The organism is Rhodococcus sp. MPR-R1B, assembly GCF_058793255.1.
In genome coordinates this window covers 226,459-241,872 of sequence record NZ_JBXAFO010000010.1, presented here as the reverse complement: position 1 = coordinate 241,872, position 15,414 = coordinate 226,459, and the positions used below count along the sequence as shown (strand labels likewise).

General features: G+C 63.1%; 14 protein-coding genes. 6 read left to right on the top strand and 8 right to left on the bottom strand.

Annotation, left to right across the window (positions count from 1 at the left end):
• Nucleotides 1–72: 72 nt before the first annotated feature.
• Nucleotides 73–342: a DUF2631 domain-containing protein gene (locus AC1Q61_RS16760; protein WP_003942762.1), complete on the bottom strand. Its 270-nt coding sequence runs from the start codon at nucleotides 340–342 to the stop codon at nucleotides 73–75.
• 120 nt (nucleotides 343–462) lie between these two features.
• Here AC1Q61_RS16760 and dxr point away from each other — a divergent pair, with 120 nt between their 5' ends.
• The 5 genes from dxr (at nucleotide 463) to AC1Q61_RS16735 (ending at nucleotide 6,922) form a co-directional block, all read left to right on the top strand.
• A complete protein-coding gene (gene dxr / locus AC1Q61_RS16755; protein ID WP_030535659.1) occupies nucleotides 463–1,620 on the top strand; it encodes a 1-deoxy-D-xylulose-5-phosphate reductoisomerase in 1,158 nt (385 codons plus the stop codon).
• Nucleotides 1,621–1,627: 7 nt separating this feature from the next.
• Nucleotides 1,628–2,845, top strand: coding sequence for a M50 family metallopeptidase (locus tag AC1Q61_RS16750; protein ID WP_042924418.1), 1,218 nt, complete (start codon nucleotides 1,628–1,630; stop codon nucleotides 2,843–2,845).
• Between the two features lie 87 nt (nucleotides 2,846–2,932).
• Complete coding sequence (gene ispG / locus AC1Q61_RS16745; RefSeq protein WP_007734888.1) at nucleotides 2,933–4,090, top strand: flavodoxin-dependent (E)-4-hydroxy-3-methylbut-2-enyl-diphosphate synthase; 1,158 nt, start codon at nucleotides 2,933–2,935, stop codon at nucleotides 4,088–4,090.
• A gap of 111 nt (nucleotides 4,091–4,201) precedes the next feature.
• Nucleotides 4,202–5,038 (top strand): GNAT family N-acetyltransferase, encoded by an 837-nt coding sequence (locus AC1Q61_RS16740; RefSeq protein ID WP_042924416.1) that lies wholly within the window; start codon nucleotides 4,202–4,204, stop codon nucleotides 5,036–5,038.
• A 69-nt stretch (nucleotides 5,039–5,107) separates the two neighbouring features.
• Nucleotides 5,108–6,922: a penicillin-binding transpeptidase domain-containing protein gene (locus tag AC1Q61_RS16735; protein ID WP_042450801.1), complete on the top strand. Its 1,815-nt coding sequence runs from the start codon at nucleotides 5,108–5,110 to the stop codon at nucleotides 6,920–6,922.
• 4 nt (nucleotides 6,923–6,926) lie between these two features.
• Here AC1Q61_RS16735 and AC1Q61_RS16730 read toward each other — a convergent pair whose 3' ends face one another.
• Nucleotides 6,927–7,736: a LuxR C-terminal-related transcriptional regulator gene (locus tag AC1Q61_RS16730; protein ID WP_042450799.1), complete on the bottom strand. Its 810-nt coding sequence runs from the start codon at nucleotides 7,734–7,736 to the stop codon at nucleotides 6,927–6,929.
• Nucleotides 7,737–7,914: 178 nt separating this feature from the next.
• On the opposite strand from AC1Q61_RS16730, the gene AC1Q61_RS16725 reads away from it, so the two are divergent.
• A complete protein-coding gene (locus tag AC1Q61_RS16725; protein ID WP_003942743.1) occupies nucleotides 7,915–9,537 on the top strand; it encodes an AMP-binding protein in 1,623 nt (540 codons plus the stop codon).
• 56 nt (nucleotides 9,538–9,593) lie between these two features.
• Here the strand turns inward: AC1Q61_RS16725 and AC1Q61_RS16720 are convergent, their stop codons facing one another.
• Genes AC1Q61_RS16720 through AC1Q61_RS16695 form a run of 6 tightly spaced genes read right to left on the bottom strand, consistent with a single transcriptional unit; the run spans nucleotide 9,594 to nucleotide 15,336 of the window.
• Nucleotides 9,594–10,379: an ABC transporter permease gene (locus AC1Q61_RS16720; RefSeq protein WP_003942733.1), complete on the bottom strand. Its 786-nt coding sequence runs from the start codon at nucleotides 10,377–10,379 to the stop codon at nucleotides 9,594–9,596.
• Complete coding sequence (locus AC1Q61_RS16715; RefSeq protein ID WP_042924412.1) at nucleotides 10,354–11,256, bottom strand: 2-aminoethylphosphonate ABC transporter permease subunit; 903 nt, start codon at nucleotides 11,254–11,256, stop codon at nucleotides 10,354–10,356. Before AC1Q61_RS16715 ends, AC1Q61_RS16720 begins: the two co-directional genes overlap by 26 nt.
• Nucleotides 11,253–12,428, bottom strand: a complete 1,176-nt coding sequence (locus AC1Q61_RS16710) for an ABC transporter ATP-binding protein (RefSeq protein WP_042924411.1) — start codon at nucleotides 12,426–12,428, stop codon at nucleotides 11,253–11,255. Before AC1Q61_RS16710 ends, AC1Q61_RS16715 begins: the two co-directional genes overlap by 4 nt.
• A gap of 2 nt (nucleotides 12,429–12,430) precedes the next feature.
• A complete protein-coding gene (locus AC1Q61_RS16705; protein ID WP_042924409.1) occupies nucleotides 12,431–13,480 on the bottom strand; it encodes a 2-aminoethylphosphonate ABC transporter substrate-binding protein in 1,050 nt (349 codons plus the stop codon).
• A gap of 25 nt (nucleotides 13,481–13,505) precedes the next feature.
• Entirely contained in the window at nucleotides 13,506–14,183 is a 678-nt protein-coding gene (locus AC1Q61_RS16700) for a phosphonatase-like hydrolase (RefSeq protein WP_030535653.1), read from the bottom strand.
• A gap of 25 nt (nucleotides 14,184–14,208) precedes the next feature.
• Nucleotides 14,209–15,336 (bottom strand): TIGR03364 family FAD-dependent oxidoreductase, encoded by a 1,128-nt coding sequence (locus AC1Q61_RS16695; protein ID WP_042924407.1) that lies wholly within the window; start codon nucleotides 15,334–15,336, stop codon nucleotides 14,209–14,211.
• Nucleotides 15,337–15,414 lie beyond the last annotated feature (78 nt).

Genomic DNA, 15,414 nt, shown 5'->3' with positions numbered 1-15,414 from the left:
GTGCTGACATGGACACCCTTCCAGTTCGACAGGATAACTTTCGTTCGTGGAGCCCTTCTCTTTGTCAGGTTTCTAGCGCGGGCGGCGACGGATGACGATGTCGCGGACCAGAATGAAGATCATCAATCCGGCGGTGCCGATGAGCCACAGATCCTCGACCTTGCCGTGATGGTTTCCGATCATCATCAGAAGCAGGAATATTGCGAAGAACCATCCGAGGAAACGGAAAAACTTGAGTCCTTCACCACTCCACCCCCATGCGGCAGAGGGAACCTCGGCCTCATCGACGTGCGAGACCACGACGGGGGCGCTGGACTTGACGTCCAACTGGGTATCGGCCACGGTCGATCCTCCTGCTCATTCGGTTGCACTACTGCCCAATATGGTGACATACGACTGCCTGTCGTACGTAGTTGGGCGTCGATAAGGTTGTTCTCAGGTGTTATCAGGAACAATGGGCGAGTGCAGGAAACCACACGTACCCGCGTCCTCCTCCTCGGCAGTACCGGTTCGATCGGTACCCAAGCGCTGGAGGTCATCGCTGCCAACCCCGACCGTTTCGAAGTAGTCGGTCTTGCAGCGGGCGGCAACAACGTCGAGTTGTTGGCCGAACAGATTCGTGCAACCGGCGTCACGGACGTCGCCGTCGCCGATCCTGCAGCGGCATCGGCGCTGGAATCGGTAACCGCCCGTTCGGGACCGAGCGCCGTGACAGAACTGGTTCGGGACAGCGGTGCCGATGTTGTCCTCAATGCGCTCGTCGGTTCGTTGGGACTCGAACCGACACTGGCGGCTTTGAACTCGGGAGCGCGCCTGGCGCTGGCGAACAAGGAATCGCTTGTCGCCGGCGGAGCGCTGGTGACGAAAGCCGCCGCCCCCGGTCAGATCGTGCCGGTCGACTCGGAGCATTCGGCGCTTGCCCAGTGCCTACGTGGTGGAACAGGCGACGAGGTGGCCCGGTTGGTTCTCACCGCTTCGGGTGGGCCGTTCCGTGGCTGGAGCGCCGAGGATCTCGAAAGTGTGAATCCAGCTCAGGCAAAAGCGCACCCCACCTGGTCGATGGGGCCCATGAACACCCTCAATTCGGCAACTCTGGTCAACAAGGGCCTCGAGCTGATCGAGACGAACCTGCTGTTCGGGATCGACTACGACCGCATCGACGTCACCGTGCACCCGCAGTCGATCGTGCATTCCATGGTCACCTTCTTCGACGGGTCGACGCTGGCGCAGGCAAGCCCGCCGGACATGAAGCTCCCGATCGCTCTCGCTCTAGGCTGGCCGGACCGCATCGAAGGTGCTGCGTCGGCATGCGACTTCACCACCGCCTCCACCTGGGAATTCGAGCCGCTCGATTCGTCGGTGTTCCCCGCCGTCGATCTGGCGCGAAGCGCGGGCAAATCCGGCGGTTGCTTCACCGCGATCTACAACGCGGCCAACGAAGTGGCGGCTCAGGCATTCCTCGACGGTGTCCTTTCCTTCCCGGCGATCGTCCGCACGGTGGCCGCTGTTCTCGACGATGCAGGTCAATGGTCCGCGGAACCGGTTACCGTGGACGACGTTCTGGCCGCAGACGGCTGGGCACGCACACGAGCGCGTCAGCTCGTGAAGCAGGAGGGCTAGAGCTTTCATGGTTTTTGCACTGGGCGTAGTGCTGTTTGCCCTCGGCATCGGCGTGTCCATCGCCCTGCACGAAGCCGGTCACATGTGGACGGCCAAGGCTTTGGGAATGAAGGTTCGCCGCTACTACATCGGCTTCGGACCGAAGATCTTCTCGTTCCGTCGAGGTGAGACCGAGTACGGCCTCAAGGCGCTGCCGCTGGGCGGATTCTGCGACATCGCGGGCATGACGGCCCTCGACGAGATGACGCCTGAAGAAGAGCCGCACGCGATGTACAAGAAGGCGGCGTGGAAGCGCGTCGTCGTCATGTCCGGCGGTATCGCGATGAACTTCATTCTCGGGTTCCTCCTGATCTACGCATTGCTCCTCGGTTGGGGTCGAACCAGTACGGAGCCGGCACCGCCTGTTGTCAAGGGCGTGACGTGTGTTGCTCCGACGCAGCTCGGACAGGATCAGGGGTGGAAACTCGCGGATTGCACCGGTACCGGCCCGGCGGAGGCAGCCGGAATTGCTGCCGGCGATCGGATCGTCGCGGTGGACGGTCAACCGACGGACACTTTCGCCAAGGTTTCCGCGGCGATCCGCGACAAGTCCGGGACAGTCACGCTCACAGTCGAGCGCGGCGACGAGACTGTTCAAGTTCCGGTCGACGTATCGCCGGTTGAGCGTTACGTAGCCAAAGACGGCAGCACAACGCCGGAACTGGCAAAGGTAGGCGCTGTCGGAATTGAGGGTGTCAGCAATCTGATCGAGTACAACGCGCTCACTGCTGTTCCGGCGGCCTTCGACTACACCGGCCAGATCATGGTCGACTCGGTGAAGGCATTGGCTGACATTCCGTCGAAGGTGGGGGCACTGTGGGAGTCGATCACGGGCGGCGAACGCGCCCAGGACACACCGATCAGCGTGGTCGGTGCCAGCGTGATCGGTGGCGAGGCCGCAGATCGAGCCGAGTGGCCGATGTTCGTCGGACTGCTCGCATCGATCAACTTCTTCCTCGGTGTTTTCAACATCCTGCCGCTGTTGCCGCTCGACGGCGGTCACATCGCGGTGGTCTTCTACGAGAAGATCCGTGATTGGTTCCGCGCCCGCCGAGGCTTGATTCCCGGCGGCCCGGTCGACTACACGCGACTCCTTCCGATTACTTACGTATTCATCGTGATCGGTGGCGCGTTCATGTTGCTGACACTCACGGCTGACATCGTCAATCCGATCAAGATCTTCTGACCGTGTGAGAAGGGTGACGGTTGCCGCGCGGTAGTGCGGCGATCGCCCGGCTAAACTTGCAGTGAAGCTATGAAAGAAGGCACAGACGTGACCATCCCTATCGGACTGGGAATGCCCTCGGCACCCGCAGCGATTCTTGCTCCTCGACGCAAGACACGGCAGCTGCAGGTCGGCACGGTAGGTGTGGGCAGCGATTTCCCCATCTCGGTGCAGTCCATGTGCACCACGAAGACGCACGACGTCAATGCAACGCTGCAGCAGATCGCGGAACTGACCGCGTCCGGTTGCGACATCGTTCGTGTCGCCTGCCCGCGTCAGGAAGACGCGGACGCGTTGTCGATCATTGCGAAGAAGAGCCAGATCCCGGTTATCGCCGACATCCACTTCCAGCCGCGCTACATCTTCGCGGCAATCGATGCGGGATGCGCTGCGGTGCGCGTCAATCCGGGCAACATCAAGGAATTCGACGGCCGTGTCAAAGAGGTGGCCAAGGCTGCCGGTGACGCAGGCATTCCGATCCGTATCGGTGTCAACGCGGGATCGCTCGATCCTCGGTTGATGGAGAAGTACGGCAAGGCGACGCCCGAAGCGTTGGTCGAGTCCGCGCTGTGGGAGGCCGGGTTGTTCGAAGAGCACGGCTTCGGTGACATCAAGATCTCCGTCAAGCACAACGATCCGGTGATCATGGTCGAGGCTTACCGCCAACTCGCCGCCAAATGCGATTACCCGTTGCACCTCGGCGTCACGGAGGCAGGGCCGGCGTTTCAGGGCACGATCAAGTCCGCGGTCGCCTTCGGTGCGCTGCTCGCGGAGGGTATCGGCGACACGATCCGGGTTTCGCTCTCGGCCCCGCCGGCCGAGGAAATCAAGGTCGGTAACCAGATTCTGCAGTCTCTGAACCTGCGTCCCCGCAAGCTCGAGATCGTCTCTTGCCCCTCGTGTGGCCGTGCACAGGTCGACGTCTACACACTTGCCGACGAGGTCTCCGCCGGCCTCGAAGGCATGGAGATCCCGCTGCGCGTGGCAGTCATGGGTTGCGTCGTGAACGGACCGGGTGAAGCGCGTGAGGCCGACCTCGGTGTGGCGTCCGGCAACGGCAAGGGCCAGATCTTCGTCAAGGGCAAGGTCATCAAGACGGTGCCCGAGGCGCAGATCGTCGAGACGTTGATCGAAGAGGCGATGAAAATTGCCGAAAGCATGGAGGGTGACGCCTCGGAGGGTGCGCCGGTCGTCACCGTGAGTTGAGTGATTGCCGGATGAATCTTCCCCGTCGGTGTCAGGTTCGTGGCAATCTGAGTGCATCATGATCGGGTAGTGATATTCGTGGACGCGCAGTCGAGTCGAGGGGGTTGACGGATGCTCAAACTCCTCGGAGCCAAGCAGGTCGGAAGTCGAGATCTCGAAGACGTCCGACGGGTACTCGACGCCGATCCGGTGGCGGCCTGCATGATTGCCGCGCGCGTCGAAGAATGCGGCGTCGACCCACGAATGATTCACGGCGAGCTGTGGAGTCGAGGCGGGCCGTTGTCCTCACTGTGCTTTGCCGGGGCGAATCTGGTTCCGCTTCGAGGCGATCCGGATGACATTCGGGCATTCGCCGACCGTGCCTGTCGGATTCCGCGCATGTGCTCGTCGGTGGTCGGCCGCGCCGAATTGGCGTTGCCGCTGTGGGAGATGCTCGAGCTCGATTGGGGAACTGCGCGGGAGGTTCGCCCCGAACAGCCGTTGCTCGCGGTTTCCGAGCCGTTGGCATGTTCGTCGGATCCGCTGGTCCGGCAGGTTCGCTCGGACGAACTCGAGATCTATCTGCCTGCCGCGATCGCGATGTTCATCGAAGAGGTCGGAGTCGACCCGCGTGCCAACGACGGTGGGCGCGGATACCGGCACCGTGTCGCTAGCCTGATCGCCGCTGGTCGAGCGTGGGCGCACATCGAGGACGGCCAGGTCGTTTTCAAGGCGGAGGTCGGTTCGATGTCTGCTCGCTGTGGCCAGATCCAGGGTGTGTGGGTCAACCCGGAATTTCGTGGGCAGGGCTTCGGCGTGACCGGTACAGCGGCTGTAGCGGAGTCGATCATGGCGACCGGTCGCATTGCGAGCCTGTACGTCAACAGCTTCAATACGATTGCGCGGTCGACCTATTCGCGGGTGGGGTTCCGACAGGTCGCGACCTTCTCGACGGTGCTGCTCGACTGACCGTACAAGCCGCGTGCAATGGTCGCGCCTACGCTGGGTGGAGCATTTGTCGCCCTACTATGGGGCTCGATGAACACTCGGCATTTCTCTCGTAGTCGCTCGGCCCAACTGTTGGCCTCCTGCACCGTGATTTTCTTGGCGGTGGGGATCAGTTCGTGTACTCCGAAACCCGCCGGCCCCGAGCCCGTCGCGCAGCAGTTCCTGAGTGCGTTCGGTGACAGGGATATCGACGAGGCAGCAAAACTGACGGACCGGCCTGATTCCGCGGGTCCTGTATTGAGTGACACCTGGGATGCGCTCCAGGCCGAGTCGATGACTGCCGAGACCACGTCGGTGAAGATGAACGGTGACACTGCGACGGTCGGCTACACCTACGAGTGGCACCTTCCGAAAGACCGTGTGTGGACGTACGACGGCGAGCTGCAGATGGGACGCAAGGACGGCGACTGGTCCGTCCGGTGGAGTTCGACGGACGTTCACCCGCGCCTCGGTGACAAGCAGACGATGTCGTTGCGGGCAACCGCGGCGCCGCGAGCGCGGGTCAACGAGCATTCGGGCACGGATGTCCTGGTGCCGGGAATTGTCTACCGAGTGAAGTTCGATCGCTCCAAGAGCAACGACATCATCGGTTCCGCAAACAATCTCGCAAGTGTTCTCGGTCGCTTCGATTCTTCGCTGACGGGTCAATCGATCGCCGAATCCTCGACGGCCGTCAAGGGCGACTATCTGGTGACCCGCCTGCGCAGTGACGACTACGACCAGGTATCGGCGCAACTGGGAGCCATTTCGGGAGTATCTGTCTCGGACGAATCGGATCTCGTCTCGACGGACCCGGAGTTCGCGCCCGACCTTCTCGGGCAGATCAAGAAGACGATCATCGACGAGGTCGACGGCAAAGCCGGCTGGAGTGTCGTCACGGTCAACCAGAACGGCGTCGACACCGATGTGCTGACCGAGACTGCGCCGCAACCTGTTCCGTCGTTCAGTATCAGTTTGGATCGCAACATTCAGATCGCTGCTCAGCGTGCCGTGAACGTGAACAAGGATCAGGCGATGATGGTGGTCATCGAACCGTCGAGTGGGGCGATCCTGGCTGTCGCACAGAACAAGGCAGCAGACCGCGACGGACCGGTCGCGACGATGGGTCAGTACCCGCCCGGTTCGACGTTCAAGATCATCACGGCAGGCGCCGCAATTTCGACCGGTCAGGCGACCCCCGACACGATGGTGCCATGCCCGGGCCGGATCGAGATCGGTGAGCGCAGCGTCCCCAACTACAACGAGTTCTCACTCGGCACGGTGCCGATGGCAACGGCCTTCGCGCGTTCGTGCAACACGTCCTTCGCCAAGCTGGCCAGCGAGATGCAACCAGACACGTTGACCACTGCCGCAGCGCAGTTCGGCATCGGCCAGGACTACAACGTGGTGGGATTGCCGATCGATTCCGGTTCGGTGCCGCCGGCGTCGGATCTGGTGCAGCGGACCGAAGACGGGTTCGGTCAGGGAAAGGTCGTGGTCAGTCCGTTCGGAATGGCGATGGCAGCGGCGACGGTCGCGAACGGTTCGACTCCGGTGCCGCAACTGATTTCAGGGCGCGAAACCACCATCGACGGTGAGCGCCCGGCGATCTCGCCCGCCATGGTCGACGGCCTGCGCGGCATGATGCGACTCGTGGTCACCAGCGGTACTGCAGAACGCGTCGAAGATCAGGGTGAGGTGTACGGCAAGACCGGTGAAGCCGAGGTCGAAGGGGGATCGCACGCGTGGTTCGTCGGCTATCGCGGGAACCTGGCCTTCGCGACTCTGGTTGTGCGGGGCGGAAGTTCGGACAACGCCGTCGCAGTCACCCGTGACATGCTCACCGCCCTGCCTGAAGGCTACTGACCCGTCAGGGGAGCAGTCCCAACCGCCGGGCGGTCACCACGGCTTCGTGGCGTGAGCTCGCGTCCAGCTTTCCCATCGCGCTTCGCAGATAGCTCTTGACTGTTTCCGGGCGAAGGGAAAGCCGTTGGCCGGCTTCGATGTTGGTGCAGCCGAGTGCGACCTGAGAGAGAACATCCACTTCACGCGGGGTGAGCGTGACGTCGGATTCGGCGTCGGCGGTGGGACGGAGCAGGTTGGCCAAACGCTGGGAGAGTCCGCGGAGTTTGGTCTGCAAGTCGGTGTCGGTGACGGTCTGGGCGACACTGCGTAGTTCGGCGTGGACTCCGCGGATCTCTTCCGAAGACATACCGTCGGCGGTAGTCGCGGCGGCGGCCTGCAGTAGTTGCAGGCGACGATCGACTTCGTCGCGGATGGCGAACTCCATCCCGAGACGCCGGGATGCGCCGACCATGACGTCTGCTGTTCGGTCACCCAACGGAGCGGAATCGCGGATCGCGGCGTAGAGCACAGCGCGCGATTTTCCCGAAACCATGACCGGAACGGCGATGATCGAATGCAGGCCCTCGCTGAGAACAGGACGGTCGAAGTGATGAGTGATGGACTGCGAATTGCCGTAATCGTTGACGGTGATCGGTGAACCCTGGGCTACGACGCGTCCGCCCATGCCCGAGCGCGGCGGGATGGCCAAGCCCTTGAGGTTGTTGGTGCGGGTGCCGACGAATTCGCTCAGGTGCAGGGTTCCGTCCTGGACCTCGCCTCCGAACAGCACGGGAACAACGCCCTGAGCTGCGATTGTGCGGAGTTCACCTCGCATTGCGTCCCCGTCGCGGGGGCGCAGAAGTGACGAAGCATGTCGGTTCACGCAGGTACCCCTTTCTGGGGGTAGTGAAGTTCTCTTGTGAGCTAGATCATAGGGGGTGAACAGTACGTATGACGAGCCGCCAACGTAACCGGTCGGGCCAACCATACGACGATCGATAAGGAGCAAGTTGATGAGCACCGATCCCACCGCACGGGTGCGCGAGCTGCTGGACCAGTACGACACCCCGCATGCCAGCGCCGCAGAATTGCTCTGCGATCGGCATCCCGCGGATGGCGTTGCATTCACCGTCGTCGAGGCAGACCTTAGCTCGGTGGACCTCACTTACGGTCATCTACGTGAGCAGTCGGCGCGTTTCGCGGCAGCTCTGGCCGACCTCGGAGTCGAGCCGGGTGACAACGTCGCGACCTTGATGGGTAAGTCTGCGGACCTGGTGGTCGCGCTCCTCGGAATCTGGCGCCGCGGAGCAGTCCACGTGCCCTTGTTCACGGCGTTCGCTTCGCCGGCCATCGCTTTCCGCTTGACGGCCAGCGGCGCGAAGGTGGTCATTTCCGACGCCAATCAGCTCGAGAAGCTCGCGCCGGGAGAGGACATCCCCGCCGACGCAGCATGGCAGGTCATCGTCGCGGGCGGCGCGGCCGGTGACGAGTTGGACTTCGACGCACTTGTCGCAGCTCAGGATGCCGAAGATCCGAAGGGCGCTGCTCAGGCAGTCGGCGGCAACGCACCGATGGTGCAGTTGTTCACCAGTGGCACCACGGGAACACCCAAGGGCGTGCCGGTTCCGGTGCGCGCGCTCGCCTCGTTCCACGCATACCAGGAGTTCGGCCTCGACGTCCGAGAGGACGACGTGTTCTGGAACGCCGCAGACCCGGGCTGGGCGTACGGGCTGTACTACGCGTTGCTCGGCCCGCTTGCCGCCGGCACGCGAAGCTTGCTGCTGCACGCCGGATTCTCCGCGCCGCTGACGTGGCAGATCATCGAGAAGTTCGGTGTCACCAATTTTGCCGCCGCTCCGACCGTCTACCGCAGTCTGCGTGCCGACAAGGCTCCCGTTCCGGAAGGCATCTCGCTGCGCCGCGCTTCCTCGGCCGGTGAGCCCTTGACTCCGGATGTTGTTGCGTGGTCGAAGAACTCGTTGGGCGTCGAGGTCCGTGATCACTACGGCCAGACCGAGCACGGCATGTTCATCGTCAACGCCTGGGCCGACGGACTTCGCGACGATGTCCGTCCCGGATCCATGGGCCGTCCGTTGCCGGGTTGGTCTGCCGCTGTGCTGGAAGACAATTCGGATGACATTGCACCGGCCCGCACTCAGGGCCGCGTGGCGATCGATACTCACAACAGCCCGTTGATGTGGTTCACCGGGTACGTCGATGCGCCGGAGAAGACGAAGCAGCGATTCAGCGAAGACGGCCGCTGGTACATCACCGGTGATGCGGGAATGACGGACGAGGACGGATTCTTCTTCTTCTCCTCGCGCGACGACGACGTCATCATCATGGCGGGCTACCGCATCGGTCCCTTCGACGTCGAGAGCGTGCTGGTCATGCACGAGCACGTCATCGAGGCCGCCGTGGTGGGCATGCCCGACGAGTTGCGTGGTGAGGTTCTCGAGGCGTTCGTCGTTCTTCGCGAAGGTGTCGACGGTGACGACGAACTCGAGAAGGAACTGCAAACCCTGGTGAAGAAGAAGTTTGCAGCGCACGCATACCCGCGCACAGTGCACTTTGTTCCGAACCTGCCCAAGACCCCGAGTGGCAAGGTTCAGCGGTACATCCTGAGGAAGGGATAAACCCCTGCTGTGCGCCTTTATTAACCCCCGGCGGTTAATAAAGGCCCACAGCAAGGTCAGCGCCGACGAATTCTGCCGACCACCATGAGGGCGACCAGGGTGACTGCAAGCAGCAGTGTCGTATTTGCTGCGGCAAGAAATACCTGGCCACGGTCGGTGAGTCCGAAGATGCTGACCGGCAAGGTCTTCCATGTCGCCGGGTAGACCATGACCGTTGCGCCCAGCTCACCCATCGACAGTGCGATGGAAAGCCCGGCGGCCGCACCCAACGCTGGGAGCAGCAGCGGTAGCGTTACCCGTGTCAGCACCCGCACCGGGCCGGCGCCGAGTGATTCGGCAGCTTGACGGTAGGCGGGATCGAGCCGTTCGAGCGCGGCCGATACGGAACTGAAGGCAAAGGCGAGCACCAAAACCGTGTGAGCGAGAATCACGATCCACTTGGTGCCGCCGAGCAGTAGCGGGCGCTCGTTGAAAGTGATGAGCAGACCCAAGCCGATCGCGACCGACGGAACCGCAATCGGTAAATGGAATACGGCATCGGTGATGCGCCGCAGCCACATCGGTGCCTCACGCGAGGCCAGCGCGGCCCACGTTCCGACGATCAAAGCCAATGCCCCCGCGATGAATGCAGTCTGCAAACTGACGATCAGGCTGGCGAAGTTCTCGTCGGACAGCGCCGTGGAGAAGTTCTTGCCGCCGAGATTCGACGGGAGTGGACCGGTCCACGATCCGGCCAAGGCAGCCGCGACGACGGTGGCGATGGGCGCGACGAAAACCACCGCTACGACCAGGGTGAAGAATCCGAGTACGAGGGCCCTAGAGCTTCGTGTCCACAGCAGCACGGCTGCCTCCCATCAATCTGTTGAAGGTGAATCGGTAGAGGCAGTACAGGCCGAGTGAGAGTGCGACCTGGACCGTCGCGATCACTGCTGCGCCGGGCAAGTCGAAGGTGACAATGCCGCGGGTGTAGATGAGGACCGGCAGAGTTACGACGTCTTTAGCCCCGGTGAAGAGCACGATGCCGAATTCATTCAGCGTCATCAGAAGCACGAGCGATCCACCGGCCAGGAGGGCCGGCCACGCTTCCGGCATCACCACCTGTCGCAGAACTCGGACGGGTGACGCGCCGAGACTGGCTGCCACGTCGAGTTGTTCACGCGGAATCTGGGTGAACGCTGCCAATAGCGGACGCACGACAAAGGGTGTGAAGAAAGTGATTTCGGCCGCGATCACACCGAACGGAGTGTTGAGGAAATTCAGTGGGCCGCTCGCATCGCCGGTGATGCGGACGATCAAGGCGTTGACGGCGCCGGCTGTCCCGTACAGGAACGTGAACGCCAGCGTGATCAGGAAAGACGGCAGGGCGAGCACCGTGTCGATCAATCGCCCCACCACCTTGGATCCGGCGAACGGAACGAAGGCAAGCACCAAGGCGAGGAAGGTTCCCAGGATCAGGCAACCCAGGGTCGACGCCACGGCGATTTGGATGGTCCGCCAGAGCGCGGTTCTGAACAGTTCCGAACCGAGCACCGAAGACCACGTGGACAACCCGGTGCCATCTGCGGTGCTCAGAGATTCCGTGAGGACACGTGCGGTGGGATAGACAGCAAACACGAGGACAAGAAGCAGTGGTGGCAGCGTCCAGCCGATCCGGCGCCACGGGATCGGGTCTTTGTGCTGGGGCGCAGCGGTTTCGGGGCGTTCCAGGGTTGTCGTCATGGGTGGCGATCCGCCGGAACCAGGACACTGCCGTCCGTGGGCAGGACGACGCCCACTTCGGTGTCGACCGGTCGTTCGTCGTGCCCTGGAACATCCGCGTCGACGCGGACGTCGTCGAGGCCACGTACAGCCAGCGTCAGACGCGTCGTGGAACCGCGCCAGACGCTCGAGACGATGCGCGCCGGGAATGATCCTCGTGCGCCGACACCGGTTACGGCTACCGCGTGTGGACGAACACACAGGTAGGCGTCCATGTCGGACTCCCATTCGATGTGCCCGATCTCGGGCTGCGGGGCGTGAGCAGTGAACGGCGTGCCACCGATCGAGACCAGCGCGGAGGTGCCGATGACGCGTGTGACGGTGCAGGGCAGCAGGTTGGCACCCCCGAGGAACGCCGCGGTGAAGCTGGACGGCGGACGTTTCCACAAGGCCTCAGCGGTGTCGATGTCCGCGAGTCTGGCGTTGCGCATCACTGCGATTCGGTCTGCCAGCGCCAGGGCTTCACTCTGATCGTGCGTCACATAGAGCATGGCTGTGTCAGGTAGTGCTGCGCGCAGTCTCGCCAGTTCGCCGAGCATGCTCTCGCGAAGTTGAGCATCCAGGGCGGCCAGTGGTTCGTCGAGGAGGAGTACTCCAGGGCGAATTGCCAACGCTCGGGCAATGGCGATTCGCTGCTGTTGACCGCCGGAAAGTTCACGGGGAAGCCGCTTTCCGTACGCCGACATCCCGACCATGTCGAGGGCTTCGGCCACGCGAGGGCCGATCTCCGACCGCGGCACGCGATGGGCTCGGAGTCCGAAGGCTACGTTTTCGGATACTCGCATGTGCGGGAAGAGAGCGTACGACTGAACGACGACGCCGATACCGCGTTGTGCGGGAGGCAGATTGGTGATGTCTCGGGTGCCGAGCTTGACGGAACCGGACGTGGGGCGGACAAATCCCGCGAGGGCCTTCAGAGCGGTCGACTTGCCGGATCCACTGGGCCCCAGCAGTGCCACAGTTTCACCCGGCGCCACTCGTAGATTGAAATCGACGAGTGCATGGGTTGCGGTCTTCCCGCGGCCGTAGGCGACGTTGACGCGATCGAAGGTGATGGCCGGAGCAGAATGTTCGATCGCTCCGTGAACACCGACGGTCTCGGGGAGCGTCCGCCCCAGTCTGGTTCTTGCCATGATCAGCTCCCGGTGGCTTTCTGGTAAGCGGCGATGTCGGCGTCGAGCGAGCTGAGGACGTCGTTCCAGTTCGGGGTCCACACGTTGACGCCCTGCAGAACTCCGGAAGGCGTGTTCTTGTCGGTGGATTCACCGGCAGCGCTTCGGACGTCCTCGCGGACTGATACGCCGAGTGCATCGGTGGCGACGGTCTTCTGGGATTCTTCGGAGAGCAGGAACTCCATCAACTTCTTGGCTTGTTCGCTGCTCGGTGCGCTCTTGGCGAGGCCCATCACGTAGGGCAGTGCAATGGTGGTGCGAGTGCCGTCGGCTCCAGTGGGGAAGAAGATGTCGAACTTCGATCCGTCGTCGGCGATGGAGGCGAGGTTCATCTGGACGTCACCGTTGGCGACCAGCAGCTCTCCGTTACTGACCTTGGGCTGGAGCTTTCCGGTGGAGGACGACGGCCCGACATTGTTGGCCTGGAGCTTTCCGAGGTAGTCGAGTGCTCCTTCCTTACCCATCAGGTGCTGGAGCAGCAAGAGCACCGCGGTACCGTCGCCGGCCTGGCCGGGCGTGGAGTACTGCAACTTGCCCTTGAACTGGTCAGTGAGCAGATCGTCCCAAGATTGTGGGGCGGGTGATGCAGTCGGATTGGCGATGAACGAGAGGTAATTCTCGACGACGGGTACGTACTTGCCGGCGTCATCCTTCTCGTCGGTAGGAACGGCGGAGGTGTCGATTCCGCTGGGCTCGAGCAGACCTTGGGCGTCGGCCTTCTGGATGAACGGGGGCAGCGTGATGATCACGTCTGCCTGTGGGTTGGACTGCTCCTTTTCGACGCGGGAGACGACCTCGCCGGATCCGGCTTCCACGAGGTTGACGGCGATACCGGTCTGCGCGGTGAAGGCGTCGAATCTTCCCTTGTACCAACCGGACAGGCCGTCGGCGCTGTATACGGTGACGGTCTCGGTGTCTGATCCGGCAGCAGTGCCGGTGCCACCGCAGGCAGTGGTGAACGAAAGGACGGACACGGCGAGAGCGGCCGCAGCGATGCTCGGGCGTAGACGCATGACGATTCCTTTTTCGGAGGTGAGATCAGGAGTGGGTGAGGAGTTCGGCGAACTCCGTCACTGACGGGACGATGTGGGTGGCTCCGGCGTCGCGAAGCTGTTGCTCGTCGTGTGCGCCGGTCAGAGTTCCGGCGACGATGGATGCGCCGGAACGAATGCCGCTGAGCACGTCGTTGGACGTGTCGCCGAGTACGGCGATCTGGTGGACGTCGTCGATCGAAAGTTTGAGCAGGGCAGTCAGAATCAGGTCGGGGTACGGTCGACCGCGACCGGCCTCGGCGGGGGAGAGGGTGAGATCGGCGAGGGTTTTCCAGCCGAGCGCGACGAGGAGTTTGTCCTGGGTCGATCGGCTGAACCCGGTGGTCAAGGCAACTTTGATGCCGGCCTCGCGCAAAGTGGTGATGGCTTTCTCGGCGCCGGGGATCGGCTCGGCCAGGCCCTGGTCGATGAGGGAGTCGTACGTGGTTTCGAAGGCGGCGTTCGCGGCCTGGGCGCGGTCTTCGTCACCGAAGATCGCCCGGAACACGACGATCTTCGACTGGCCCATCGTGTCGAGGACGTACTGGCGAGCGGCGTCGGCTTCCGGGCCTTCGGCGGGCAGTCCGCCGGCTTCAGCGGCGGCAGCGAAGGCGCGAAGAACCAGTCCGTCGTCGGCGACGGTGGTGCCGGCCATGTCGAGAACGGCAAGGGTGATCGGAGACATGAGAAGTCTTTCTTGTCGGAGAGATTCAGAGACCGAGCTGGTCGGCGGTTTGTTCCGCCAGTGCCGGGCCGAGCGTCATACCGCGGCCACCGGGGCCGGCAACCACCCAGACGTTGTCGGCGGCTTGGGCGCGGTGTACAAGTTGTGAGGGGTCGATGCACTGGCTGTAGACGCCCGCCCAACGCTTGACGATTGGCGGAAGATCGCGTCCCAGAAGTGTTTCCACGACTCCGGACAGATGGCGATAGGGCGCCTCGTCGACATCGAAGTCGAAGGGTTCCTCGTATTCGTGGGTGTCGCCGATGGTCAGCCCGCCGTGCAAGCGCTGCACGCACAGGAGTTGCATGCGGTGTTCCTCGGCAGTCGGTTCCTGCGGCTGCACTTTGCGGAGGTGATCGAGGGCAGATCCGGCGAAACCCGGGTAGTAGCGGAAGCTGTCACCGTCAGCGATTGCGGTGGTGAGCTTTTCGCCGAGTGGGGCGCTCTGCATCATCTGCAGGCGCACACGGCGCAACGGGAGATCGCCGGCGAGATCGCGAGCCAATCCGCCGAGTGTTGCTCCGGGGCAGACGATCACGAGATCGGCGTCGAAGCTGCGACCGTGGTCGTCGCGGATGTGTGCGCCGGAGCTGGTCGTCGTGATCTCGCGGGCCTCCGTTCCGGCGTGGTAGGTGTAACGGCCGGTGGATTCGAGGTAAGAACGGATGGCGGGGAGCGCTTGCCGTGACTCGACTGCGGCGTCCAGCGTGCAGTGCAGTCCGCCGAGAAACTTGCCCCGGAGCGCGGGGTTGACGACGCGAACGGCGTCGGGATCCAGGAGCGCGAACCCTCTGGTGTCAGCGTCCGGCCGAGAGAACGCTTCCTGCGCGACCGCGACCTCCTCCTCGGTGCGCATGAGGGTGATGGAGCCGGCTGGGCGGTATCCGACGCCGGGGACACGGGCGGCAAGGTCTGCCCACAGTTCGCGCGAGCGCAGCGCAGCTTCGAGTTCGTGCGGGGCTCGCCCGGATACCCAGACGAGGCCGAAGTTCCGTACCGTGGCACCGCGGGCTTCGGGCTCACGTTCGAGATGGATGACGTCGTGTCCCCGACGGATTGCCTCGTCGGCGTGCGCCGTTCCGAGGATCCCTCCGCCCACAATCAAAATTCGCATGTAGAAATAGTGACGTTTGGTCTAGACCAATAGGGGGAATCGAGACGAACTCCAGGTTAACAATTGGTATAGACCGAA